Consider the following 25,040-nt stretch of genomic DNA (forward strand, 5'->3'; position numbering starts at 1 on the left):
AAAAGTCCTAGAAGTCGAAGAACACCGTCTCACCCTCGCCCTGCAGACGAATGGCAAGATCATAGCGGGCTCGGCCGTCGACCTCCGATCGCCTGGCGATCAGCGTTTGGCGCCGGCGCGGGTCCATGATGCGGCTGAGCACCGGGTCAACCGCATTGGCGGCTGTCTCATCGTCGAAATAGAGCCGCGTCTGCAGCGCCATATTGATGCCGCGCGCTACGATCCACAACGAGACATGTGGCGCCATCGGCTGGCCGTCGGGACCGATGACCCGACCGGGCTTCACCGTATCAAACGCGAACGCCCCTGCCCCGTCGCAAGCGGCGCGCCCCCAGCCCTGCCGATGCACGCCGTCGCTGTCGGCCTGCCAGAGTTCGACGACCGCATCACCGAGCGGCGCACCGGACCCGTCATGGATCGACGCGGCAATGGTGACGCGCGGACCATCACCGGCGGCGATCGGTCCCGAGCCGAGGTCGGGCCGGTTCGGGCCACCTATCCCCTCGAGGCTGGGCGTCATCCCGATGTGCACATAGGGGCCGGCCGTCTGCGACGGGCTCTCCTTGAGCGGCGGCAGCCGGTTGAGCATTAGTTGCCCTCCATCCGGTTCTCAAACAGCGTGGAGCGGCGCCCTCGCAGCACGATGTCGAAGCGGTAGGCCAGGGCGTCCATCGGCGTGGTGTTGTACCGGTCCAACCGGGCGATCAACTGCTCCACCGCAACGCGATCCGGGATCGCCAGCGCAATCGGATCCTGCCAGATCATCGGGTCGCCCTCGAAATACATCTGGGTGATCAGCCGCTGCGCGTAGGCGTGGCCGAACACCGAGAAATGGATATGTGCCGGCCGCCAGTCATTGCCGCCATTCGGCCATGGGTAGGCGCCCGGCTTGATGGTGCGGAAGTGATAGTAGCCGTCATCGTCGGTGATGGCGCGGCCGCAGCCGCCGAAATTGGGGTCGAGCGCCGCGACATAGCCCTCGCGCTTATGCCGGTAGCGGCCGCCGGCATTGGCCTGCCAGAATTCCACCAGCGTGCCGCGCACCGGCCGGGCGTTCTCGTCAAGCACCTGGCCGTAGACGATCAGGCGCTGCCCGATCGCCTCACCCCCGTCCTGGCTGAAATTGCGGATCAGATCATTGTCGAGCGGCTGGATGATGCCGTGCCCGAAGGTCGGGCCGGTGAGTTCGGATTTCGTTTGCCCCAGCGCCAGCAGCGCCTGTCTGGGCGCCCGCAGTGTCGTGCTCTTGTAGCCCGGGGTGTCCGCTGGTGGATGCCAGGCGCGGTCGCGCTGGTAGAGCTGACCTTCGTCACCATAAGGCGGGACGATGCTCATGGCCGCGTCTCCAGTTCTCGCTTGGCGATGCGAAACGCCCGGTTGGCGGCCGGCACCCCCGCATATGCCGCCACGTGCAGGAGCGCCTCCTTGATGTCATCGGGCGTCGCGCCGGTGTTGGCGGTGGCGCGCACGTGCATCGCCACCTCCTCGTCGTGGCCGAGCGCGGCGAGCAGCGCGATGGTGACCAGCGAGCGCTCGCGCTTCGTCAGCCCCGGGCGCGCCCACACCGAGCCCCAGGCGCCCTCGGTGATGAAGGCCTGGAAATCGGCATCGAACGGCGTCTTCGCCGCTTCGGCACGGTCCACATGGGCGTCGCCGAGCACGGCGCGGCGGGTCTGCATGCCGATGTCGAACGGATCAGGCATGGCCGACCTCCAGGAGATAGTCACGGATGAGCCCAGCCACGCGCTGCGGCTGGTCGATACACGGCAGGTGGCCGGCATCTTCGATGGCCGCAAAGTGCACGGCGCACAGACGCTCCGCCATGGCGCGCACCAGTTCGACCGGGGTCGACTGGTCGGCAGCGCCGGCGAGTACCAGTGTCGGCTGCTTAATATCGCCGATCTCGGCGGTGAGGTCGGCATCGCGCAGCGCGGCGCAGGTGCCGAGATAGCCCGCTTTGGGCGTGCGGAGCAGCAGGTTGCGCCAGCCTTCTATCTCGGCCGCGCGGCCGGCGCGCAGCGCGTCGGGGAACCAGCGCTGCATCACGCTATCGGCGATTGCGTCGAGTCCGTCGGCCTCGACCGCCGCAATACGACCCGACCACAGGGCCGCGTCGCCGATCTTCGTCGCCGTGTCGCAAAGGACAAGGCCGGTGATCCGCCGGGGATGATCGAGGGCGAAACGCTGGGCGATCAACCCGCCGACGGAAATACCGACCAGCGCGAAGCGGTCGATCTCCAATGTGTCGACCAGTTCGCGCAAATCGGCGGCGAGTTCGGCGATACTGTAGGGACCGGGCGGTACGCTCGACAGGCCGTGCCCCCGCTTGTCGTAGTTGACCAGCCGGTAGTCCGGCGCCAACTCGTCGACCACCGCATCCCAGATGCGGATGTCGGTACCGAGCGAGTTGCAGAAGACGATCGGCAGGCCGCGCGGCTGGCCGCTGAGCCGATAGTGGACGGTGCCGAAGCTGGCAGCGGCGAAGGCCATCTCAGGCCGCCAGCCGCGCCAACAACGCCTTCACCGCAATGGGGTATCCGGCTGCCCCGAACCCGGCCATCACCGAGGTCGCGACCATCGATACATAGGAGCGGTGATAGATCGGCTCCCGCCGATGGATGTTGGAGATGTGGAGCTCGATGATCGGACCATCGAACTGCTTCAGCGCATCGAGCAGCGCCAGCGAGGTGAAGGTGAAGGCCGCCGGGTTGATGATGATCCCTGCCCCTTCGTCGATCGCCTCATGCACCAGCTCGATCAGCGTCTCTTCGCTGTTGGTCTGGTGGAAGGCGACCGGCGTCGCCCCCGCTGCCTCGCGGCACATCGCCTCCACCTCCGCCAGCGTGGTCGTGCCGTAGATTTCCGGCTCGCGTTTTCCCAGCCGGTTGAGGTTGGGACCGTTGAGGACATAGATCGGCTTCATGGCGTGATACTCGGGGAGACGTAACCGAACAGCTTGGGCAGCCACAGCACCGTGTCGGGCACGAAGGTGAAAACGAACAGCGCGATGATCAGGCCGACGAGGAACGGCGCCACATCGGCGACCAGCGCCCGCATCGGCGTATTGGCGATACGCGTCATGATGAACAGCAGCAGCCCATAGGGTGGTGTGATCAGCCCGAGCATGATGTTGACCACCACGACGACGCCGAAATGCACCATGTCGATGCCGAGCGCCTGCGCCGTGGGGATCAACACCGGGACGATAACGAGGAGGATCGTCGTCCCCTCGAGCACGCAGCCGATCAACAGCAGCAGGATGTTGACGGCGATGAGGAACATCACCGGGTCGAGATCCCAGGCCAGCAGCGTGGCGCTGATGGTGCGCGGGATGTTCTCGATAGTGACCACGTAATTGAAGACCAGCGCGCCGGCGATCAGCATGCCGATCGAGGCTGTGGTCTTGGCGCTGGTCAGTACCGAGTTGTAGAGGTCCGGCAGTTTGACCGCCCGATAGATGAACACCGAGACGATCAGGGCATAGAAGGCAGCGACGGCTGCCGCCTCGGTCGGCGTGGTGACGCCGCCATAAATGCCAAACATCAGCACTGCCGGCATCAGCAGCACCGGCAGCGCCTGCCAGGTCATGCGCGGCAACTGCCGCAGCGGCACCGGCTCCTCGACCGGGAAGTTCCTGATACGGGCAGTGATGGCGACCTGCAGCATCATGACGCCGGCCATCAGCAGCCCGGGCAACACGCCGCCGAGGAACAGGTAGCCGATCGAGGTGTCGGCAACGAGCGCATAGAGCACCATGGGAATGGAGGGCGGGATGATCGGCCCGATAACCGCGGTGACGGCGGTGAGCGCCGCGGCGTAGCTGGGCGTGTACTTGCCGTCCTTGGTCATCATGTACTGCATCATCTTGCCGGAACCGGCAGCGTCGGCGATGGCCGAACCGGACATGCCGGCGAAGACAATGGACTGCAGGACATTCACCTGCGCCAGCCCGCCGCGGAAGCGCCCGACGACAGCATTGCACCAGTTGAGCAGACGCGTCGACAGACTGCCGGAGTTCATGATCTCGGCCGCGAGGATGAACAGCGGCACCGCCAGCATGATGTAGTTGGTGTACATGCCGTTGAGCAGCTGCTCGGCGGCGATGCCCATGTCCTGGCCGCGCATCAGCAGGTAGAGGATCGAGCCGGTGATCATCGACACGCCCATGGGCAGGCCCATGAAGGCCAGCACGGTGATGAGGCCGAGCGAAAGGGCGAAGGCGAGCGACATCGGCTCAGATCCCGGACTTGATTTTGGTGACGTCGATCGCCTCGCCCGGCCGGCCCCAGATCGCCTGGTAGCCCAGCCAGAGCTGGCGCACGATCATGGCGATCGCGAACAGGCCGTAGATCGAATAGAGCCAGTCGAACCGGATCTTGAGGTAGGCGGTTTTTTCCACCTTCATGAAGCCGATGTAGTCGAGCACCGCCGGCAGCGAGATGGCAAAGAAGAACACCACCGTCACCGCGCAGATCACCACCATGGCACGACGGGTGCGCTCGCTGACCGTCGAATAGAGCAGATCGAAGCGGATCTCCTCATAGTCCCGCACCACGAAAGCGGTACCGAACAGCACCAGCCACACCCACATGATGACGCTGATCTCGTGGGTCCAGCCGATGGGGAAATTCAGCAGGTAGCGGAAGATAATCTGCACGATGAAGACGACGAACATCGTCGCCAGCATTGCTGCGAGCAGGTTCTCCGCGCGGGCATGCAGCCAGGCGCCGATCCGCGTGAGTGAGGCCATCTGCCGCTCCGGACAAAAGGATGGGCAGCGCCACGAGGCGCCGCCCATGTAAAGCACTAGAGCGCGTTGATCTTGTCGAGCGCCCCTTCGGGCCAGCTCTTGGCGAGCTCGGACTCCAGGTAGAGCTTCTGCGCATTGGCGCGGAAGGCGTCGACGTCGGGCGTGTGGATCTTGAGGCCGTCGGTCTCGAACTTCTTCAAGAGCTCTGCCTCGCGCTCGACGTGCTTGGCCTGGCTGAAATCGATCGCCGCCGTGGCTGCCGCCTGCAGGGCATCCTGGTCGGCCGGCGCCAGCTTGTCCCAGGCCGCCTTCGAAATGACCAGCAGGTCGTAGCCGACGAGGTGGGAGGTGAGGACGATCTGCTTCATCACCTCGTAGAACTTCATGTTCTCGACATTGGGCAGCGGATTGTCCTGCCCGTCGATCGCCCCGGTCTGCAGGCCCGTATAGACCTCGGCATAGGCCATCGGCGTCGGATTGGCGCCCAGCGCCGTGCCGAGGAACTGCCAGGCATCGCCACCCGGCATGCGCAGCTTCACGCCGGCCATGTCGGCGGGGGTCTGGATTTCCTTGTCGATGCGCAGGCCTACCTGGCGAATGCCGAAATAGGTCGGTCCGAGGATGCGAATACCGAGCTGGTCTTCGGCCATCTTCTTGAACTCGGCACCCAACTCGCTGTCGAAGAACTTGCGCAGGTGCTCGGCGTCGCGGAACAGGTAGCCTGAGGTCAGCAGCGACCAGGCCGGGATCTGGTTGGAGACGTCCTGCGGCGCGATATTGCCCATTTCTAGGTTGCCGCGCTGCAGCGCTACCAGCTCGGTGCCCTGCTTGAACAGGTTGCCGCCGTAATAGGGCTCGAGCGTCGAGAACCCAGCCACGCCCTCGCCGAACTGCTTCATCATCTCGGCGCGGATATCCTGCTCCGAGAACACTGCCGAAAAGCGCAGCACCGGCTTGTCCTGTGCCAGCACCGGTGTCATCGCGCTGACTGCCAGAAGCGCTACGGCGCCGAACAGGGTTGCTCGCCGTTGAATACGGAACGTCATGTCCATCCTCCACTTGGGAACCTGTCGGCCCCGCTACCCGCGTCGCGGGCAATCCCTCGATCAACCCGCCTGAACGGGCACTCCCTCGCCTTCAGGATCTTGTTGTCCATCCAGCTTCAGTCACTTTGTACGAAATGGTTCGTACATGTCAATCGACGGCATTGCCTGTCGACCGCTCGCCATCCGGCTGGACACTGAACCTACGTCTTGTCATTCGTCAATATCCATTTTATCGGATGATCGTGGTATTATCCGATATCAAGAGGTGGGCATGGACGACGCGGTTGCGGTGGACAGCATTGGCGAGATGACCTTCCGGACCATCCGGAGCGACATCATCCATGGCGTGCTCCGCCCGGGCGACAAGCTGACGCTCGACCGGCTAAGGCAGCACTACGAAGTCAGCGTCGGCACGCTGCGCGAAGTGCTGACGCGGCTCGCCAGCGAAGCTTTCGTCGTTGCCGAGGGCCAGAAGGGCTTTGCCGTCGCGCCGGCCTCCGAAGCCGACCTGCGTGAACTGGGTGCCCTGCGCCTGCTGCTCGAGGAGCATGCCCTGGCGCTCTCGCTCGCCACTGGCGATCTCGAATGGGAGGGCCGTGTCGTTGCGGCGCACCACAAGCTGGCGGCCATCGAAAAGCGGCTGCTCGCCGGCGAGAGCAACCGCACCCCCGAGTGGATCCGCTACGATCGCAGCTTCCACGAGTCGCTGATCTCAGCCTGCGGCTCACGCTCACTGATGGCGATGCACACCTCGGTGTTCGATCGCTTCGTGCGCTACCACATGCTGGCCGGCAGCTTCCGCGGCAAGCCGGTCGCCGACGATCATCTCGCTTTGCTCGAAGCCGCCCTCGCCCGCGACGGCAAGACCGCGCAGAGGCTGCTCGACGCGCACGTGAACAAGGGCATCGAGCACGTGGTCCGGAGCGGCGCGATCGGCCGGTAGATCACCTCGACGATCAGGCCGGGGCGCGGAAATGCGCCATCATCGCTGCGCGGTCGGGCGCCACCCCCGTGAACAGCTCGAAGGCTTTCACCGCCTGGTAGACCGCCATGCCGGTACCGCCCAGGGTGCGGCAGCCCAGCCGGCGCGCCGCCTGCAGCAGCGCCGTATCGGCCGGGAAGTAGATGATCTCGGCGACCCAGTGCGAGGCACGCAGCAGTTCGCCTGGAAACGCCAGCCCCGGGTACTTGGCCATTCCCACCGGCGTGGTGTTGACCACTCCGCTAGCGCCCGCAAGCGCCAGCGCCGGATCGTCCGTTGCGTCGACCTCAGCGCCGAAGCGCTCGCTCAGCCGTTCGGCGAGGCCCCTGGCGCGACCGAGCTCGGTTTCGCACAGCGTCAATTTGTGCCCGCCCAGCGACAGCAACGCGTGCCCCACCGCCGCGCCGGCGCCCCCTGCCCCGAACTGCACAATGGCCTCCATCGACGCTCCAGCGAGCCCCTCGCGAAAACTCTCGGCAAAGCCCCAGCTGTCGGTGTTATGGCCAGTGCGGCGGCCGGCCTCGAGCACCACGGTGTTCACCGCCCCGATCGCCGCGGCCTCCGGGGCAAGGTCGTCGAGCTGCGGCAGCACGGCCTGCTTGAACGGGTGGGTGACGTTGAGGCCGGCAAAGCCCAGCGCCTCGGCCAGCTCGATCATCGCCCCGAGGTCATGATCGGCCAGACCGAGCGTGTCGAAGTCTATCAGCACATAGTTGTAGCCGACGCCGAGGCGGCGGCCCTCGAGCTCGTGCATGCGTGGCGTCTTCGAGGCTTGGATACCGCGTCCCAGCAGCCCGACGACGAATTGGCGACCACCCGCTGATTGTGCCTTGCGGCGCGTCGCGACCAGGTCGCCCAGCTGCCTCCGGGCCTCGTCGACAACGGCTGAAATCACGTTCGTCTCCACCAGCCGCCCGGGGCGCCGCCCGGATCGGACGTCACACCCTTGTCATTCGGCCCGCCCCACCGATAATGGTCTGGCTACGTACGCGCAGTGATGTACGAACTGGTTAGTTTAGTCAATCTCTCCGTCGGGAGGGACGGAGGAACGGCTTACATGGCGCCCAAGGCCGCAAAACCCGAGGCTCAGAGCGGGGTCCGCACCCAGGACCCTGAGGGGACGCGGCACAACATCATCGAAGTCGCCTCGGAGGAGTTCGCCCTCAACGGCCTGTCGGGCGCCCGAATCGACGAGATCGCGGCGCGCACCCGGTCGTCCAAGCGGATGATCTACTATTACTTCGCCGACAAGGAAGGCCTCTACCTGGCCGTGCTGGAGAACGCCTATCGCAAGGTCCGCGAGGGCGAGGCCAAGCTCGACATTGGCGGGCTCTCGCCGCTCGATGCGCTGCGCCGGCTGGTGGAATTCACCTTCGAACATCACCACAAGCATGAAGATTTCATCCGCATGGTGATGATCGAGAACATCCACCACGCCGAGTACCTGGAGAAATCCAAGGTCATCCGGCAGCTCAACGTCACCGCCATCGGCACCATCGAGACGCTCTATGAGCGTGGCGTGGCGGAAGGGCTGTTCCGCCCCGGGCTCGACCCGATCGAACTGCACTGGCAGATCAGCGCCCTGTGCTTCTTCAACGTGTCCAACCGGGCGACGTTCTCCAAGCTCTTCGGCCGCGACCTGAGCGCACCCAAGGCCCAGGCCGCATTGAAGCGCAACGCGGTCGACATGGTGCTGCGCTACATCGTTCGGCCGGAGAAGCTGCCCACCGAGTAGGGGCCGCCAGCGGCAACTTGACCGCAGCCCGATCAGCCTCTACCGATTATGTACGAACTAGTTCGTTTATTGGAGGAGACGATGCGGACCTCGATTGCCACGGTCTCGATCAGTGGCGAGCTCCCCGACAAGCTGGCTGCCATCGCGGCTGCCGGCTTTGACGGGGTCGAGATCTTCGAGAACGACTTCCTCGCCTTCGACGGCAGCCCGGCAGACGTCGGCCGGATGGTGCGCGACCACGGCCTCGAGATCAGCCTGTTCCAGCCGTTCCGCGACTTCGAGGGTATGCCGCCATCGCACCGGCAACGCACCTTCGATCGCGCCGAGCGCAAGTTCGACGTCATGCAGGAGCTCGGAACGGACCTGCTGCTTGTCTGCTCCAATGTCTCTACCCTGGCGCTGGGCGGCATCGACCGGGCGGCCGACGACTTTCGTGAGCTGGGGGAACGTGCCGGCATGCGTGGGCTGCGCGTCGGCTATGAGGCGCTGGCCTGGGGCAAGCACATCAACGACCACCGCGATGCCTGGGAAATCGTGCGGCGAGCCGACCGTCCCAATATCGGCCTCGTGCTCGACAGCTTCCACAGCCTGTCCCGCCGCATCGAGATCAACTCGATCCGCTCGATCCCCAGGGAGAAGCTGTTCATCGTTCAACTGGCCGATGCGCCGCAGATCGACATGGACCTGCTGTACTGGAGCCGCCACTTCCGCAACATGCCCGGCGAAGGGGACCTGCCGGTGGCCGAGTTCACCGCGGCAGTGGTCGATACCGGCTATGACGGCTACTTCTCGCTGGAGATTTTCAACGATCAGTTTCGCGGCGGGTCTGCGCGATCCATCGCCGCAGACGGCCACCGATCACTGATTTACCTCGGCGATCGAGTGCGCCGCTCGACCGGGTCGGAGACGTTGCAGCTCGAGCCGATTCCCGACCGCATCGAGGTCAAGGGCGTGGCTTTCGTCGAGTTTTCAGCCGATGCGACCGATGCCCTCAACCTTGGCGCACTACTGACCACGCTGGGCTTCACGAGGATCGCCGAGCACCGCTCTAAGCGGGTAACCCTCTACCAGCAGGGCGAGATCCGGATCGTCATAAACACCGAGGGTTCCGGCTATGCGCACACCGCCTTCAAGTTGCAAGGAACGTCGGCCTATGCACTGGCCCTCATCGTCGACGACGCCAGCGCTGCCATGGCACGGGCGCTTGCCCTGGGCGCCGAGCAATTCCAGCAAGCCGTGGCACCAGATGAACTCGAGATCCCCGCCATCCGCGGCATCGGCGGAAGCCTGCTCTATCTCGTCGATGGCGCCAGCAAGCTAGGCCGGTTTCAGCAGATCGATTTCGAACCAGCCGGTCTCGATTTCGAGGAACTGCCGCGACCAGCCGGCCTCAACAGCATCGACCACCTGGCGCAAACCGTTCCCTATGACCAGATGCCGACCTGGCTGCTGTTCTACAGCTCGATCTTTCTGGCCGACAAAACTCCGATGGTAGATATCGTCGACCCTTCGGGGGTCGTCCGCAGCCAGGTGATCGAGAATAGCTCGGGGGCGCTTCGCATCACTATGAACGGCGCCGAGAACAGTGCGACCCTCGCCGGCCACTTCCTCGCCGACAAACTCGGTTCGGCCGTCCAGCACATCGCCTTTGCAACGAGCGACATCTTCGCCAGCGCCGCCGCGCTCGACAGCAACGGCTTCCGCTCGCTGCAGATCTCGCCGAACTACTACGACGACGTGGAAGCCCGCTTCGGCCTCGAGCCGGAGTTCACCGGCCGGCTGCGCAAGCACAACATCCTCTACGACCGTGATGAGTGGGGCGAGTACCTGCAGCTCTACAGCACCACCTTCGGCCAGGGCTTTTTCTTCGAAGTGGTGGAGCGCCGTGGCTACCGCGGCTACGGCGCCGCCAATGCCATCTTCCGGATCGCCGCGCTGAAGAAGGCTATCCGCCGGCTTGCCGGCTAGGGGGTCATCGCGCCCGTTCGCGCTGATTGTACTTTCGAGTGCCAGACTGGCGCAGTCGGGAAACCTCCCACGCGCCGGCGGGGAGACCCGACCGCTATGGCCCGCGCCCCCTCCCAATGACCGGCGACATTGTGGCGCTTGCGTGTCGATGTAATTCTGATAATCACACTCATGTTTTGAACAGACGGCAGGCGGTCGGGGTGACCAGGGTGCGACTTGAGGATTTAGAGGACATGACGGCGCTGCCGGAGGCGACGGCCAAGACCGATGCGCAGGTCGGCGTGCCGAGCTTCACCACCGAGGAATTGTTCGGCGGCGCCACCGAGATCGGCATCGCGCACCAGGGCCTCACCTACCGGCTGCGGATCACGCGGCAGGGCAAACTCGTCCTCAACAAATAGGAGCGCCCATGCGCCTCACCCATGCATTGCTGCTGGCGACGCTGTGCGCCACGCCGACCCTGGCGCAGGACGCCCCGGCGGCTCCCGGCCTGGCGCTCGAACTCAACGCGCTGACATCAAGCGAAACCGGCTGTCGCGTCACCTTCCTCGCCACCAATAGGCTCGGCACCGAGCTCACCCGCTCGGTCTTCGAAATTGCGCTGTTCGGCGCCGGCGGCAGTATCGAGCGGCTGGTGTCGCTGGATTTCAAGGCGATGCCCGAGGGCAAGACCCGGGTGCTGCAGTTCGATATCGGCGAGCTCGGATGCGACAAGGTGAGCCGGGTGCTGATCAATGACGTGGTGGCCTGCGAGGGCACGGGGCTCGACCCCAAAGTTTGCCTCGCCGGCCTCAGCACCGTGTCGCGCCTCGACGGCGTGGAGTTCGGCATCTGATGGAAACGGTGATCGAAGCGGTGGAGCCGGTTGCGGCGGCGCACGACATGTCGATGTTCGCGCTGTTCATGCAGGCGGATTGGGTAGTGAAGTCGGTGATGCTGGGGCTGCTGTTCGCCTCAATCGCCTGCTGGGCGGTGATCTTCGCCAAGGCCGCCGCCTATGCCCGCGCCAGACGCGAAATGAAGGCATTCGACAAGATCTTCGCTTCGGGCGAGCCGCTGAGCCAGATCTACGCGCGGCTGAAGGATGGCCCGCGCACCGGGCTCGGCGCGCTGTTCGCGGCGGCAATGGAAGAATGGAACGGCAGCCATGCCGAGAACGCCGCCAATTCGGGCGGCCTGCAGGCGCGGCTCCGCATCGTGCTCGATACCACCGTGGCGGCCGAGAGCGAAAAGCTCGATCGCAGCCTGTCGCTGCTGGCGACAGTGGGGAGTGCAGCGCCATTCGTCGGGCTGTTCGGCACGGTGTGGGGCATCATGAATGCCTTCACTTCGATCGCCGCGGCGAAATCCACCAGCCTCGCCGTGGTGGCGCCCGGCATCGCCGAGGCGCTGTTCGCCACGGCGCTCGGGCTGCTCGCCGCCATTCCGGCGGTGATTGCCTACAACAAGCTCAGCGGCGACGCCGGGCGGCTGATCGGCCGGCTCGAGGCGTTCGCCGACCGGGTTTCGGTGCTGCTGTCGCGGCAGCTCGATGCGCGAGGCAACGCCTGATGAGCATGTCGCTGCAGAGTGCCCGTGGGAAGCGCGGCCGCCGAGGGGCGATCAGCGAGATCAACATGACGCCGCTGGTGGACGTGATGCTGGTGCTGCTGATCGTCTTCATGGTGACGGCGCCGCTGCTGACCTCGGGTGTACCGATCGACCTGCCGCAGACCAACGCGCCGGAAATGAAGGTCGAGGGGACGAAGCCGCTCACCATCTCGGTGACGCCGGAAGGCCAGGTCTATCTCGGCGAAGACGAAGTCTCGCTCGAGACGCTGCTGAGTTCAGTGGCGGCAGCTGCGGGCGACGCCGGCACGCAGCAACGGCTCTACATCCGGGGCGATGCGACCGCCGATTACGGCCTGATCATGCAGGTGATGGGCGACCTCAGTCGCGCCGGCTATGCCCGCATCGGGCTGATCACCCAGCAGCGCGAACCATAAGATGAAGAAGGCCGCCCTCGCCTCTGCCAGCATCCATATCGGCCTGATCGCCGGGGCGTTCGTGTTCCTGAACCTCGAACCTTCGATCGACGAAACGGCGGCGGAATCGGTGGCGGTCGAGATCATCTCGGTCGACACGGCGACGAGCAATCCGACCGAGGAAATCAGCGAAGCGACGGAGACGCTGGTCTCGGCCGGCGCCGAGGTCGAGGCAGAAGAAGTACCGGAGACTGCCGACGCCGAAATGGTCGAGGTGGTGGAGGCCGAACCGGCCAAGGCGGTCGAAGCCGTGGCGGCGCGGGTCGAGGTCGCCGAGATCACGCCGGTCGAGAGTGAAGAGATTGCTTCGGCCGAGGTGCTGACTGCGGCGGCGGATCCGATCGCGCCGGTCGAAGCAGCGATGCCGCAGATGGTGGATGCGGCGGCGACGGTGGTGGCCGACAGCGTGGCGCCGTCGCAGTCCGATCCGCTCGAAGAGGCGCGCACCGCGACCATAGCTCAGCTGACACCGGAGCCGGCGATGCAGCAGATCCCACCGGCACTGGTGCAGCCGGTGGAGGTGGTGAAGCCGCTGGAGACGGCAAGCCTCGCACCGGTGGTCGAAGACGAGCTGCAGGTGGCGCCGATCCCCAAGCCGCGCATCGTGCGGAAGGCGGTCGAGGCGAAGGCCGAGCCGGCGAAGGAACCGCCCAAGGACCAGCCGGCCGAAAAGCCGAAGCAGGCGAAAAAACCGGCCGAGAAAAAGCCGGAGAAGAAGAAGCCGTCGCAGCAGGCCAGCCTCGGCAATGGCGGCGCGGCCGAGGCCGATACCGCGGCAAAGAAATCCGGCGGTGGCGCCGGCAAGAAGAATGACGGCGGCAGCGCGGCGGAGAGCAAGTACCCCGGCCTGGTGCAGGCCAAGGTCACCCGCGCCGCCAAGTACCCTTCGAAGGCGCGCGGCGACGCCGGCGAAGCTTTGGTGAGCTTTACCGTCGGCGCCAGTGGTACAGTGACGAAAGTCGCGCTCGCCCGCAGTTCGGGAAACGATGCGCTCGACAACGCCGCGCTGGCGGCCGTCGACCGCGCCGCGCCCTTTCCCCCGATTCCCGAGGCAGCGGGACGATCGAGCTGGTCGTTCACCGTGCCGGTCTATTTCAAGAAGTGAGTTCGATGATGACCGAAGACAAGAAGAAGGACGTGCTGCTCGAGACCACCGCCGAGGCGGTGCGCGAGGCCAAGACGCTGATCCGCTCGGCGCGCTCGGGCTCGATCGCGACGATCGAGCCGGGGACCGGCTGGCCGATCGCCACCCGCGTCGGGGTCTCGACCGATTATGACGGCGCGCCGATCATCCTCGTCTCGAAGCTGGCCGCCCATACCGGCGCCCTGCTCGCTGATCCCCGCTGCTCGCTGCTGATCGGTTATCCCGGTAGGGGCGACCCGCTGGCGCATGCCCGCGTCACCATCGCCGCAGAAGCGCGCGAAGTGGAGCGCGACAGCGAGGAGCACCAGCGGCTCGATACGCGCTACCTGATCCACCAGCAGAAGGCCAAGCTCTACTCGGGCCTCGGCGATTTCCGCTACTTCCGTCTGGAGCCGAAGAGCGCCTCGTACAATGGCGGGTTCGGTCGCGCCTATGCCCTGACCCGCGACAACCTCCTCAACGCCAACCCGGCCAATCCGGAGCTGGCAGCGAGCGAAGCGGATGCCATCGAGCACATGAACGACGACCACGGCGAGGCCGTGGGGCTTTATGCCGAGCACTTTGCCAAGGCGGCGCCCGGCAAATGGCGGCTGATCGGCGTCGATGCCGAAGGCATGGACCTCGCCGACGGCGACGACATCCGCCGCATCTGGTTCGAGAGCGAGCTGACCTCGTCCAAGGACATGCACATGACGCTGGTGAAGATGGCCGGCGAAGCCCGCCGGGCGCTCAACCGGCCGCTGAAGGACGCGAGGGTCGCGTCGTGAGGGCCCTGATCTCCGCCGCGCTGCTGCTGATGGCATCACCGGCACTGGCACAGCAGGCGAGCCTGCCGGGCGGCGCCTCGGCGCTCAACGAAGCGCATGGCAGTTGGACGGTGAACTGCGCGCTGGTCGAAGCCGGCAAGGACTGCGCCTTCTCACAGACCGCCGGCAACCCGCAGACCGGCAGCGCGCTGGTGGCGGTCGAACTGGCGGCGCCGACCGGCAACAAGGCCGAGGGCATGCTGCTGACGGCGTTCGGGCTCAGGCTCGATGCCGGGGTGCAGCTCGGCATCGACGGCCAGCAGTTGGGGCAGGCCCGGCCGTTCCTCACCTGCGTGCAGACCGGCTGCCTGGTGCCGCTCGATTTCGACGAGGTGGCGCTCAGCGCCATGAAGGTCGGCACGGTGCTCGAAGTCACCGGCGTCAAGGTCGACGATGGTCAGCCGGTGACGGTGACACTGTCACTCGCCGGCTTCACTGCCGCCTACAACCGCACGGCGGAACTGGCGCAGTAGCGTTTAATCTTGACTCAGATACTCATCTTTCATAGAGCGTGAACATCGGTCCATTTAGACCGTGGAACAGCCAGCCAAGCGGCGTGCGGCGCGCCGACAGCCAGCCAACAATTTCGGTTTCTTTTGGGGGCAGGCATGTCTTATCGGCCGCTTGTCGCGCGTGCGTTGGCACGCGCGAATATCTCACCTTGGCATCTCATCGGCATCAGCGTGGTGGCGCTGCTCTGCGCGGTTCCGCAGCCGGTCGCGGCGCAGGAACTGACCAATGCGCAGACCACCATCCTCAAGCGCATCACGGTCACGGCGACCCGCTCCGCGAAAAGCGTGCTGGACGTTCCCGCGACGGTCACGGTCATCGACAACGAGACCCTGAAGAAGCGGATGGTCCGAGACATCCAGGACCTGGTCCGGCTCGAGCCGGGCGTACAGGTTGATCGCTCGTCCTCCGCCACTCAGCCGTGGGCGCAACTGGGCGGCTTCACCATCCGTGGCGTCAGCGGCAACCGGGTCAAGATGCAGGTGGACGGTTCGCGCACCATCGAGAGCATCATCGACGGCGGCCGCGACGTGATCGATCCGTGGAACATGAAGCAGGTCGAAATCGTCAAGGGCCCGGCCGGCGTGCTTTGGGGTGCGGATGCGCTCGGCGGTGTGGTGTCGTTCCAGACGCTCGATCCCGAAGACCTGCTCTATGACAGCGACAAACCCTGGGCCGTCGAGGTGAAGACCGCCTATGACAGCTACGACCGGAGCTTCCGCCAGCAGATCAACGCCGCATACGATTTCGGTAACGGCTTGCAGGTTTTGGGGTCGCTCGGCCATGTGTCGTCGCACGAGGCTACCCTGTCGAACGCGCGCGCGGATGGCGGCATCTGGGGCTGCGCCCGCGCCCCCAAGTGGTCATGCGACAAGTTCTTCCCGACCGATGCCGAGGCCTACAATGCCATGGCGAAGGCGGTGTGGACGCCCAATGACGAGCATCGCGTCGAAGTTACTGCGGAGTTCAACAACCGCCAGACCGATGTCGAGCAGGTGGATACGTCGGCCAATGCCGTCACTGGCGTGCCGGCTACCTCCAGCCAGTACATCTCGCTGCAGTATACGCGCTCGGTGATCGTCGAACGTCCGCGCTTTGCCATCGAACACGAGTGGCAGGTCGGCGCCGATTGGCTCGACAGCGTCAAGTGGAACCTCAGCTATTCGCCGCAGCGTCGCGGCACCGACAGCTTCAGGCGCCAATACTATGCCCTTGCCTTGCCCCGCACGGTCGAGACCCATTCGGTCCGCGACTACGGCGAAGCCTTCCTCGAGGCTGAAATCCAGGCGATGTCCAGCTTCGATGTGGGCGGAACCAGCCATTCGCTGACCTATGGCTTCCAGGGCGACATCGCGAACACGTACTACGATGACTACACCGACACCGTTACCAAATATGTCGGGCCCCCTCCCACCAGCAGCAGCTCGCACGCCACCTATAGCGGCTTCAGCTTCCCGGATGTCGAGACGGTTCGCGCCGACCTCTACATCCAGGACGAAATCAGGCTGTTTGACGAGAAGCTGACGATCACGCCGGGCTTGCGCTACGCCACCTATTCGATCGACCCGACCAAGGGCAAAGCGCCCCCATATCTGCCCGGCTTCAAGCCTGAGAAGATCGACTCGCAGACGCTGATCAAGAGCCTGTCGGCCAAGTACCAGTTCACCGACGCCGTCTCGGCCTACGTTGCCTACAACGAAGGCTACAAGATGCCGACCAGCCAGCAGCTGTTCGTCTCGAGCCTCGATCCCTTCTCCGGCGGCGAAGTGATCCCGAACCCGAACCTGCGCCCGGAGACAGTGAGGAGCTACGAGGTCGGCGTGCGCGGCGAGTTCGAGAAGGGTTGGCTGAGCGCCACCGCATTCCACTCAGACTATACCGACTTCATCGAGCGTCTGCAGGAGGTCGCGCCAAATACAGACGTCTACACCTCGATTAACCTGTCCAAGGTGAAGCTGTCGGGCATCGAGCTTGCGGGAGAACTCGAGGTCTACGAGAACCTGTTCTTCAACGCGGCCGTTACCTACCAGTATGGTCGCCAGCAGACGTCGCCCACCGCAGCGGAGAACTGGTACGAGCGGGCGACACCACTGACGGCAGTGTTGGGCCTGCGCTACGAACTGCCCGAGAACAACCTCGAGTTCGAGGTATTCGGCACCTTTGCCGATGGTGTGCAGCACCGGAACGACCCGAACGCCTTCAAGCCGGGCGGTTACGCGATCTTCGATGCTTTCACCACCTGGAAGCCGACCGAGGACATCGAGATTACCGCCGGCATCCAGAACCTCTTCGACACCCGATACTTCCCCAACACCATCGCCAGCTACAACATGCCGGGTTTCCCGGGTGGCACCAACGCCAGCAACGCTCCTCCGGAGCTGCAGACGGGTCCGGGCCGCACCTTCAAGGTCGGCGCATCGGTGAAGTTCTAACCACACCCACTCCGCGGGAGGGCCTCGTCCATGGCTCTCCCGCTTTTTTGTTCTCCGGAGATCCTCGTCATGATCCGCGTGCTTGGCCAGTTCTGGCGCCTTCTGGGGCTCTGCATCAGCGGGCGCGGCGGCAAGCTCGGGCTGGCACTGTTCGTCGCCGTGGTGGCGCTGAAGCTGCTGGGCGTCTATGCGACGCTGAGGATCATCTCCTGGACCAAGGATTTTTACTCGGCGCTGGAGGCGGTGGACGCCAAGGCGGCGCTGACGCAGATCGGCATTTTCGGCATCATCGTGCTGCTGAACTCGATCCGTGAGCTCAGCTCGCAATACCTCAACAAGCTGGTGCTGATCCGCTGGCGCAGGTCGCTGACCGAGGCGGTGCGCGACCGCTGGCTGCGCGGCAAGGCCTATTGGCGGATGGCCGACGGCAGCGCGGTGGACAACCCCGACCAGCGCATCGCCGATGACTGCCGGCTGTTCGTCAGCGGTGTGCTGTCGGAAGCGCTCGATCTCATCACCAATATCGTCGCCATCTTCTCCTATGTGGCGCTGCTCTGGCAGCTGTCGTCGTTCCCGCTGTCGCTCAACTTCATCGGGCTCGATTTCGAGATCCCGCGCTACATGCTGGTCGCCGCCTTCGTCTATGTGGCGCTCTGCTCGCTCCTGACCCACGTGCTCGGCAGCCCGCTCAAGAACCTCTATGTCGAGCAGCAGCGGCGCGAGGCGGACTTCCGCTTCGCGCTGGCCCGCATGCGCTCCAATGTCGACGAAATCGCACTGCTCAATGGCGAGGCCGCCGAGCGCCGCACGCTCGACCAGCGCTTTGGCGGGATCATGAGGAACTGGCGCCAGCTGATCAACCGCGAGCTGATCCTCAGTTGCTTCACCCACCCCTACAACCACACCGTGCTGCGCATCCCGCTGTTCGTGGCGCTACCTGCGTTCCTCGCCGGCAGCGTCAATTTCGGCGGGTTGATGGAGGTGAGCAGCGCCTTCTCGAGCGTCGTCACTACGCTCTCCTGGTTCATCTTCTCCTATAAGGACCTCGCCGATCTCGTCGCTGCCTCGTCGCGTCTCGACGGCTTCCTGCGCTCGACGGAAGGCAATGCCGGACCGGCACCGGTGATGCAGCCGGGAAATGGACCGCTGCGCATCTCGGGGCTCAATCTGACGCTGCAGGATGGCCGGGCGCTGCTGGGCGTCGACAACCTCACCGTCAATCGCGGCGAAGCAGTGTGGCTGGCCGGTGCTTCGGGGCTGGGCAAGACCACGCTGGTCAAGGCGGTCGCCGGGCTCTGGCCACATGCCAATGGCCGGATCGAGACGCCGCAGGGCAGCATGCTGTTCCTGCCACAGCGCACCTATGTGCCGATCGGCGACATCATGGATGCGGTGGCCTATCCGGCGACCGCCGAGGCGTTCCTGCCGGAGGCCCGCCAGGCGGCGCTCGAAGCCGTCGGCCTCGGCGATCGGCTGAACGTGACGCTCGGCACCGGCGAGACCGGCACGGGCGGCCTGTCGGGTGGCGAGCTGCAGCGGCTGGCGCTGGCGCGGCTGCTGCTCCATCGGCCGGATTTCGCCTTCCTCGATGAAGCGACCAGCGCGCTCGACGTCGCCGCCGAGACCGATCTCTTGGCACTGCTGCGTCGCGAACTGCCCGACAGCGCTTTCATCCTCGTCGCCCATCGGAAGCCCCAGGGCCTCGGCACGCTCACCACCGTGGAACTGGGCGCCGCTCCGGCTGCTCCGGCCACGCCTCTCGAACCCATACTTGCCTAAGGAATTTTCAAATGCTCGACAAACCGGCTTCCCTGCCTCGTGCCCGCCTCGATGCCAGCGCCCGGGATGTGCTCGCTACCCTCCCCGCCATCGGCAGGCTGATGGTGACGGCGCGGCACCTCGGCGCCACGCATGAGCGGATCGGCGCGGTCGAGAGCGTCAGCTTCGAGGACGGCTGGGCGGTGATCGGCGGGGCCGAGCACGAGAGCCGGATCGAACTGGCGAGTGTCGCCGAAATCATCGTCGACCGCACCAGCGTGATGAAGGACAAGGCCTATCCGCGCATCGACCTCAACCGCGCCGATGGCAGCTATATCTGCGGCATTGTCGGGTTCGACGGGATCGAGCCGTTCGACGCGGCGGTAGCGCCGCTCGGCATCGGCACGGCGATCGAAGCCAAGCCCGACACGCCCCCGGGCGAGCGCATCGAGGCGAGCGAGACCGACCCCGGCCGGCTGCCGCTCGAGGATGCGCAGGCGGCGCGAGCGCAGGTGGTGATCGGCTTCAGGCGCCCCGGCTTCCAGCAGTTCTGGCGCGGCACCATCGAGACGGTGAAGTCGGCAATGGGCTTCATCAACGTGATGCGCTCGGATTTCCACCTGCACCTCAAGGCGGGCGCGGTGGCCGAGTGGCACCGCGACTCGGTGACGGGCGAGCGCGAGGCATTCAATGCCGACGGCGAACCACTGGGCCTGACGCTGCTCAGGGCGAACTGAGGGGTGCTCCCCTCCCCCTTGAGGGGAGGGGCGGGGGTGGGGGTGGTGAGGCGGCCTCGGTGCTGACTGCACCACCCCTCCCTCAATCCCTCCCCTCAAGGGGGAGGGAAGCGACGACTGAGGGGCTGGTGTCATAAGGCAAGAGCGCACCCCCTTAGCCCAAAGCGCAATTGCCGCTTTGGGCAAGATATTATAATAGCATTGGTGCGGGGCTGGAGGAGTCGTGCCAATGCAGGTGGAGTTGAACGGGCGGGTGGCCCTGGTCACCGGCGCGGCGGGGGCGATCGGCCGCGCCATCGCGCGGCGGCTAAGCGATAACGGCGCCAGCGTGGTGGTCGCCGACATCAACCGGGAAGGGGCCGAGGCGTACGCCGCTACCCTGCCCGGCGCGATGGCGGCGGTGATCGATATCTCCAGCCGGGATTCCGCCGAGGCGGGCGTGGCGGAAACGATCGCCCGCTATGGCCGGATCGACATCCTGGTCAACAATGCCGGGATCAACAGCTTCGTCCATCGGGTGAATATCGACAGCTTTCCGCTCGAGGAGTGGGAGCGCATCACCCGCGTCGACCTCGACGGGCTCTACCTGATGAGCCATGCGGCGCTGCAACCGATGGTGCAGCAGGGCGAAGGCGGGCGGATCATCAACATTGCCTCGGTGGTGGGGCTGGCGGCGATGCGGCTGCAGAGCCCCTACGTTGCGGCCAAGGCCGGCATCATCCACATGACCCGCTCGATGGCGCTGGAACTGGGGCCGCAGGGCATCCTCACCAATGCCATCGCGCCGGGCTCGATTATGACCGAGGGAACGCGCTCGCTGTTCTATGGCGCCGATGGCAAGTTCGCCGGACGCACCGCCGAGTTCATGCAGCATTTGCCGCTCGGACGCCCCGGCACCCCCGAGGAAATCGCCGAGGCGGTGCTGTTTCTGAGCTCACCCGGTGCCGGCTACATCAACGGCCAGGTACTGGCGGTCGATGGCGGCTGGACCGCCGGCTACATGATGTGAGGCCGGACATGCGGATCGAACTCCAGAACACATTCGTTGAGTTGCGGGGTGAGCAGAACCCGGTTGCCATTGCGGTGCTCGATGCGCTGAGGAGCAATGGCGCAACGATTGGCGCGGTGGCGCCGGTGCCGGATATCCTGATCGTGTCGCTGCCGCTGCTGCCGGTTGCCGGGTCCGATCCGGCGGCGCAGCTGCAGTCGGCAAGGGCCACCGGCGAGGCGATGTTCGCGCGTGGCAGTGGGCGCGTGCTGTTTCTCGTTTCTGCCGCGGCGGGGATGCCGATGCGGCGGCATGCCGAATTCTCGGTGGCAATGGCCGGGGTGCTGGCGACGGTGCGCACCATGGCGATGCAACTGGGGCCGAAGGTGCTGGTCAACGCGCTGGGCGTCGGCGCGATCGGCGAACCGCTGCTGGCTGGCGATGCGGCGATGCTCGGGCATGCGTCGGTGAAGCGGCCGGGATCGGTGGCCGAAGTTGCCGATACGGCGCTGTTCTTCTGCGACCCGCTCAACAGCTACACCACGGGTCAGATGCTGTCGGTCGACGGGGGATGGAGTACCGGCTATGGCCGCAATTTCTGAGCATCTCGAACTCAGGACCGGGGCGCTGGCAATCGATCTCGCACCGGCGATCGGCGGCAGCATTGCGCGTTTTCGGATCGACGGCATCGATGTGATGCGGCCGCTCTCGGACGCCAACCGCAGCGCCGGCAACGTGCTGGGTATCGCGTCCTTTCCGATGATCCCGTTCGCCAACCGGATCGGCGGCAATGCCTTCACGTTCGAAGGGCGGCGCTATGGCTTTGCCACGAACAACCCGCCGGAAATCTACCACGTGCACGGCACTGCCTGGCATCGGCCATGGACGGCGGAGCAGACCGGACCGGGCAGCGCGGTGCTGACGCTGGAGGTGGCCGACCCGTCGTCCTATTCGTACCGCGCCGAGCAGCGGTTCACGCTCACCGATACCGGGCTCGAACTGGTGACGCGGGTGACCAATTCAGGCGAACGCCGGATGCCGTTCGGCTTCGGGCATCACCCCTGGTTCGACCGGGATGCGGATACGAGGCTGCAGTTCGGGGCCACCAGCTTCCATCTCAACGAGCCCGAGGGAATGATCGGGCAGCGGGTGTCGCTGCCGCCCGAGGTGTCTTTCAACACGGCCGCGCCGCTGCCGATCTACTGGCGCTGCAGCGACTATGGCGGCTGGGATGGCAGCGCGACGCTGCGCTTTCCGGGCCGCGGCGCCGGGATCACCATGAAGGGCGATACACCCTACAAGCATGTGATGTTCTACGCCGATCCGGCGTTGAACGTGTTCTGCGTCGAACCGCAGACCAATGCGTCGGGGGCATTCAACCGGCCGGATGGGTTCGGCGATCCGGAGGATGGGGTGATCGTGCTGGGGCCTGGCGAGAGCACCGTGGGGACGTTGCGGTTCGAGCCGTTTCGGATTTGACATTGCTGGCGTCGGTGCGGGCTGACCCCCACCGGATAATCAGCTAGGACGCCGCCCGCACCGTCTCCGCCTGCGCCGCCGCCACCGCGCGCAGCACGCGATCTTCACCGCCTTCGCCGCGCTTGAACGTGTCGACAATGCGGCCATCGGCGATGGTGAGGCAGCGGTCGCAGAGGCCGAGCACTTCTTCGAGCTCCGACGAGACGACGACCAGCGCTACGCCCTTGTTGGCGAGCTCGACGACGAGCCGGTAGATCTCCTGCCGGGTCGCCGCATCGACACCCTTGGTCGGCTCATCGAGCAGCAGCACTTTTGGGGCGCGCATCAGCACCCGGGCGAATAGCAGCTTCTGCTGGTTGCCGCCCGAGAGATGCGCCACCGAGGCCTGCGGCGACGACGCCTTGACGTTGAGCTGGCGCATCGCCTCGAGGATGGCGCTCCGCTCCCGATCGCCGCGAACCATGCCGCGGGCCGAGAGCGGGTCGAGATTGCCGATGGTGATGTTGGCGCCGACGGGCAGGTTGAACAGCAGGCCATCGCGCTTTCGATCCTCGGTGAGCAGCGCAATGCCGGCGTCGCGTGCATCGCGCGGCGAGCGGATGGCGATGGCTTGCCCATCGACTTTCACCGTGCCCTCGGCGGGGACGCGGCCAAAGATGCCGTGGAGGATCTCGCTGCGGCCCGAGCCGAGCAGCCCGGCAAGGCCGACGATCTCACCCGCGGCCACCGAGAAGCTGACATCGCGCGCGCCGTAGATGGCCCCGGGCTTGCCGGCGACGCTCAAGTGCTCGACTGCCAGCATGGGGCGCGCGCCGACCGGCGCCTCGTGCGGGGGGAACAGCTTTTGCAGCCGCTGGCCCGACATGGCGAAGATGAAGCGGTCTTCCTCGAATTCCTCGCGCCCCAGCTCGGCGGCAACGCGTCCATCGCGCAGCACGGTGGCGCGGTCGCAGACGGCGAGCACCTCGGGCAGCCGATGGGTGATGTAGATCATGGTGACGCCCTGCCGTTTCAAACGGCGCAGCACCTCGAGCAGTGCGTCGACCTCGGTGCCCGAGAGCGATGCGGTCGGCTCATCGAGCATCAGCACGCGCGGTTTCAGCGCCAGGGCGCGGGCGATCATCACCAGATGGCGCTGGGCCGAGGTCAGCGAGGCGACGATGGCCTTCGGGTCGATCGTGAGGCCGAGATCATCGAGAATGGCGCGGGTACGATCCTCGAGTTTGTGTCGGTAGATCAGCACGCCTTCACCCAGCCCGGTATGGCCAGCGAAGACGTTCTCGGCCACCGAGAGCTGCTCCAGCACCTCGATTTCCTGCGGCACGTAGCCGACGCCGGCGGCGCGCGCTGCGGCCGGCGAGGCAAAGCTCACCGGCTGACCAGCGAGGGTGATCTCGCCAGTATAGGAGCCAGCCGGATGGACGCCGTTGAGGATCTTCACCAGCGTCGACTTGCCGGCGCCGTTCTGGCCGAGCAGCGCATGGATTTCACCGGCCAGCACGTTGAAATCGACGCCACGCAGCGCCTGCACGCCGGCGAACGCCTTGACGATGCCGCGGGCGGAAAAGATCGGGTCCATGGGTGCTGCCTCCGCGACAAATCAAGAAAGGAAGAACCGCGCCGACCCCCGGGTCAGGGGAGGCCGGCACGGTGGGAGCCGGTTTACTGGCCGGCGCTTTCGAGCATGGCGTAATAGGGGTCGAGATCGGTCGCGGTGATGACCTTGGAGGGCAAGACGTTCATGTAGGTGACCGTTTCACCCTTGGCCAAAGCACCCAGCAGTTCGGCAACCTTGGCGCTTTCCTCATAGAGCGGTTGCGCCACGATGCCGTAGGCGGCGCCGGACTTCACCAGGTCGAGATTCTGCCGGATGTAGTCCATGCCGATGATCACCACGTCGCGGCCGGCCTTGCGGGCCGCGCCCGACCAGGTCTGGATCGAGTTGCCGGTGGTGCCGAAGGCGGCGTTGACGTCCGGGTTGCCCTGGAGAATGGCGATGGCCTTGCCCTCGGCAGCAGAGGGCTCGAAACCTTCCATCTGGGTCTCGAGCACTTTGATGTCCGGGTACTTTTCCGCAATGGTCTTGCGGAAGGCATCGGACATGGCGTTTTCGGTATCGTTCGAGGCGCCCTGAGTGAGGGCGACGGTGCCCTTGCCGCCGAGCTTGTCGCCGATGGCGATGGCGGCATTGGTGCCGGCAGCGGCGATATCCTGCGCGGCGGCGGCCTTCAGCCCATCGACCGTGCCCTCGGGCGGCAGCACGTGCCAGGTGACGACCGGCAGGCCCTCCTTGGCGAGCTTGGTGATGTACGAATAGATCGCCGGATCGGGGCCGTAGACGCCGACGGCGTTGAACTTGGTGCGCGACAGGGCCGCTTCGGCGAGCGGCAGAGTGGCCGGGATATCCCAGTTGGTGGCAGAGGGGTCGCCCACCACTTCGCAGGTGTAGCCGAGCTCCTTGCACTTATCGAGGAAGCCCGCCTGCATCAGCCGATGCACGGGATGATCCTTCATCGCCTGCACCCAGAGCAGGTTGACCTCCTGGGCATAGCCGGCGCCGACGGTGCCGAAGCTCGCAACCAGCGCCGCGGCGCCGAGCAAGCCTTTCACCAGTGTCCTCTTCGAGATGTTCATGGTTCCTCTCCTCCATTGGCCCGCGGGTTGCCGCGTGGCGTGAACGG

The 25,040-nt window shown here is 65.6% G+C and carries 27 protein-coding genes; 16 read left to right on the forward strand and 11 right to left on the reverse strand.

All coding sequences use genetic code 11. From position 1 onward, the window contains the following. Positions 1 to 7: 7 nt before the first annotated feature. Genes pcaG through dctP form a run of 8 tightly spaced genes read right to left on the reverse strand, consistent with a single transcriptional unit; the run spans position 8 to position 5,796 of the window. The gene (gene pcaG / locus ASC68_RS24440; protein ID WP_055885460.1) at positions 8 to 589 is read right to left on the reverse strand and encodes a protocatechuate 3,4-dioxygenase subunit alpha; all 582 of its coding nucleotides are present in this window, start codon (positions 587 to 589) and stop codon (positions 8 to 10) included. Then, positions 589 to 1,335: a protocatechuate 3,4-dioxygenase subunit beta gene (pcaH, locus tag ASC68_RS24445; protein WP_055885464.1), complete on the reverse strand. Its 747-nt coding sequence runs from the start codon at positions 1,333 to 1,335 to the stop codon at positions 589 to 591. The genes pcaG and pcaH overlap by 1 nt, the downstream gene beginning before the upstream one ends. Further along, complete coding sequence (gene pcaC / locus ASC68_RS24450) at positions 1,332 to 1,703, reverse strand: 4-carboxymuconolactone decarboxylase (RefSeq protein WP_055885467.1); 372 nt, start codon at positions 1,701 to 1,703, stop codon at positions 1,332 to 1,334. The genes pcaH and pcaC overlap by 4 nt, the downstream gene beginning before the upstream one ends. Next, on the reverse strand, positions 1,696 to 2,490 hold the full coding sequence (pcaD, locus tag ASC68_RS24455) for a 3-oxoadipate enol-lactonase (RefSeq protein WP_055885471.1): 795 nt from the start codon (positions 2,488 to 2,490) through the stop codon (positions 1,696 to 1,698). Before pcaD ends, pcaC begins: the two co-directional genes overlap by 8 nt. Before the next feature lies 1 nt (position 2,491). Next, entirely contained in the window at positions 2,492 to 2,923 is a 432-nt protein-coding gene (locus ASC68_RS24460; protein WP_055885474.1) for a type II 3-dehydroquinate dehydratase, read from the reverse strand. Next, positions 2,920 to 4,230 carry a TRAP transporter large permease gene (locus ASC68_RS24465; protein ID WP_055885478.1) on the reverse strand — a complete coding sequence of 437 codons (1,311 nt, stop codon included), beginning with the start codon at positions 4,228 to 4,230 and terminating at the stop codon, positions 2,920 to 2,922. Before ASC68_RS24465 ends, ASC68_RS24460 begins: the two co-directional genes overlap by 4 nt. Before the next feature lie 4 nt (positions 4,231 to 4,234). Beyond that, a complete protein-coding gene (locus tag ASC68_RS24470) occupies positions 4,235 to 4,750 on the reverse strand; it encodes a TRAP transporter small permease subunit (RefSeq protein ID WP_055885482.1) in 516 nt (171 codons plus the stop codon). A gap of 56 nt (positions 4,751 to 4,806) precedes the next feature. After that, a complete protein-coding gene (dctP, locus tag ASC68_RS24475; protein WP_055885485.1) occupies positions 4,807 to 5,796 on the reverse strand; it encodes a TRAP transporter substrate-binding protein DctP in 990 nt (329 codons plus the stop codon). A gap of 271 nt (positions 5,797 to 6,067) precedes the next feature. Here dctP and ASC68_RS24480 point away from each other — a divergent pair, with 271 nt between their 5' ends. After that, complete coding sequence (locus ASC68_RS24480) at positions 6,068 to 6,739, forward strand: FCD domain-containing protein (protein ID WP_055885489.1); 672 nt, start codon at positions 6,068 to 6,070, stop codon at positions 6,737 to 6,739. 13 nt (positions 6,740 to 6,752) lie between these two features. On the opposite strand, the gene ASC68_RS24485 is transcribed toward ASC68_RS24480, so the two are convergent. Further along, positions 6,753 to 7,628, reverse strand: coding sequence for a shikimate dehydrogenase (locus ASC68_RS24485; protein ID WP_055886200.1), 876 nt, complete (start codon positions 7,626 to 7,628; stop codon positions 6,753 to 6,755). A gap of 207 nt (positions 7,629 to 7,835) precedes the next feature. Between ASC68_RS24485 and ASC68_RS24490 the strand changes: the two genes are divergently transcribed. The 15 genes from ASC68_RS24490 to ASC68_RS24555 all read left to right on the forward strand — a co-directional run bounded on the left by ASC68_RS24490 (position 7,836) and on the right by ASC68_RS24555 (position 22,359). Then, positions 7,836 to 8,513 (forward strand): TetR family transcriptional regulator, encoded by a 678-nt coding sequence (locus tag ASC68_RS24490; protein WP_055885493.1) that lies wholly within the window; start codon positions 7,836 to 7,838, stop codon positions 8,511 to 8,513. Positions 8,514 to 8,594: 81 nt separating this feature from the next. Continuing rightward, on the forward strand, positions 8,595 to 10,481 hold the full coding sequence (locus tag ASC68_RS24495; RefSeq protein ID WP_055885496.1) for a sugar phosphate isomerase/epimerase and 4-hydroxyphenylpyruvate domain-containing protein: 1,887 nt from the start codon (positions 8,595 to 8,597) through the stop codon (positions 10,479 to 10,481). A 233-nt stretch (positions 10,482 to 10,714) separates the two neighbouring features. Next, positions 10,715 to 10,882 (forward strand): hemin uptake protein HemP, encoded by a 168-nt coding sequence (locus ASC68_RS28490; protein ID WP_082528445.1) that lies wholly within the window; start codon positions 10,715 to 10,717, stop codon positions 10,880 to 10,882. Between the two features lie 8 nt (positions 10,883 to 10,890). Continuing rightward, the gene (locus tag ASC68_RS24500) at positions 10,891 to 11,316 is read left to right on the forward strand and encodes a hypothetical protein (RefSeq protein ID WP_055885499.1); all 426 of its coding nucleotides are present in this window, start codon (positions 10,891 to 10,893) and stop codon (positions 11,314 to 11,316) included. Further along, entirely contained in the window at positions 11,316 to 12,032 is a 717-nt protein-coding gene (tolQ, locus tag ASC68_RS24505) for a protein TolQ (protein WP_055885502.1), read from the forward strand. The genes ASC68_RS24500 and tolQ overlap by 1 nt, the downstream gene beginning before the upstream one ends. Further along, on the forward strand, positions 12,032 to 12,466 hold the full coding sequence (locus tag ASC68_RS24510; protein WP_055885505.1) for a biopolymer transporter ExbD: 435 nt from the start codon (positions 12,032 to 12,034) through the stop codon (positions 12,464 to 12,466). Before tolQ ends, ASC68_RS24510 begins: the two co-directional genes overlap by 1 nt. 1 nt (position 12,467) lies before the next feature. Further along, positions 12,468 to 13,610, forward strand: a complete 1,143-nt coding sequence (locus tag ASC68_RS24515; RefSeq protein WP_055885508.1) for a TonB family protein — start codon at positions 12,468 to 12,470, stop codon at positions 13,608 to 13,610. Between the two features lie 5 nt (positions 13,611 to 13,615). Continuing rightward, complete coding sequence (locus ASC68_RS24520) at positions 13,616 to 14,416, forward strand: DUF2470 domain-containing protein (RefSeq protein WP_349236251.1); 801 nt, start codon at positions 13,616 to 13,618, stop codon at positions 14,414 to 14,416. Beyond that, on the forward strand, positions 14,413 to 14,928 hold the full coding sequence (locus ASC68_RS24525; RefSeq protein ID WP_055885515.1) for an invasion associated locus B family protein: 516 nt from the start codon (positions 14,413 to 14,415) through the stop codon (positions 14,926 to 14,928). The genes ASC68_RS24520 and ASC68_RS24525 overlap by 4 nt, the downstream gene beginning before the upstream one ends. A 165-nt stretch (positions 14,929 to 15,093) precedes the next feature. Next, positions 15,094 to 17,397, forward strand: coding sequence for a TonB-dependent hemoglobin/transferrin/lactoferrin family receptor (locus ASC68_RS24530; RefSeq protein WP_055885518.1), 2,304 nt, complete (start codon positions 15,094 to 15,096; stop codon positions 17,395 to 17,397). 69 nt (positions 17,398 to 17,466) lie between these two features. Beyond that, positions 17,467 to 19,176: an SbmA/BacA-like family transporter gene (locus ASC68_RS24535; protein WP_055885523.1), complete on the forward strand. Its 1,710-nt coding sequence runs from the start codon at positions 17,467 to 17,469 to the stop codon at positions 19,174 to 19,176. 11 nt (positions 19,177 to 19,187) lie between these two features. Then, positions 19,188 to 19,892 carry a hypothetical protein gene (locus ASC68_RS24540; protein WP_055885526.1) on the forward strand — a complete coding sequence of 235 codons (705 nt, stop codon included), beginning with the start codon at positions 19,188 to 19,190 and terminating at the stop codon, positions 19,890 to 19,892. A 229-nt stretch (positions 19,893 to 20,121) separates the two neighbouring features. Beyond that, the gene (locus ASC68_RS24545) at positions 20,122 to 20,901 is read left to right on the forward strand and encodes an SDR family NAD(P)-dependent oxidoreductase (RefSeq protein ID WP_055885529.1); all 780 of its coding nucleotides are present in this window, start codon (positions 20,122 to 20,124) and stop codon (positions 20,899 to 20,901) included. Between the two features lie 8 nt (positions 20,902 to 20,909). After that, positions 20,910 to 21,482 carry an SDR family oxidoreductase gene (locus ASC68_RS24550; RefSeq protein ID WP_055885532.1) on the forward strand — a complete coding sequence of 191 codons (573 nt, stop codon included), beginning with the start codon at positions 20,910 to 20,912 and terminating at the stop codon, positions 21,480 to 21,482. Next, positions 21,466 to 22,359, forward strand: a complete 894-nt coding sequence (locus ASC68_RS24555) for an aldose 1-epimerase (protein ID WP_055885535.1) — start codon at positions 21,466 to 21,468, stop codon at positions 22,357 to 22,359. The genes ASC68_RS24550 and ASC68_RS24555 overlap by 17 nt, the downstream gene beginning before the upstream one ends. Before the next feature lie 43 nt (positions 22,360 to 22,402). On the opposite strand, the gene ASC68_RS24560 is transcribed toward ASC68_RS24555, so the two are convergent. Both ASC68_RS24560 and ASC68_RS24565 read right to left on the reverse strand, forming a co-directional pair. Then, positions 22,403 to 23,938 carry a sugar ABC transporter ATP-binding protein gene (locus tag ASC68_RS24560; protein ID WP_055885538.1) on the reverse strand — a complete coding sequence of 512 codons (1,536 nt, stop codon included), beginning with the start codon at positions 23,936 to 23,938 and terminating at the stop codon, positions 22,403 to 22,405. 83 nt (positions 23,939 to 24,021) lie between these two features. Beyond that, on the reverse strand, positions 24,022 to 24,993 hold the full coding sequence (locus tag ASC68_RS24565) for a sugar ABC transporter substrate-binding protein (protein WP_055885541.1): 972 nt from the start codon (positions 24,991 to 24,993) through the stop codon (positions 24,022 to 24,024). Positions 24,994 to 25,040: the final 47 nt, after the last annotated feature.

The organism is Devosia sp. Root105 (assembly GCF_001424865.1).
GTDB lineage: Bacteria > Pseudomonadota > Alphaproteobacteria > Rhizobiales > Devosiaceae > Devosia_A.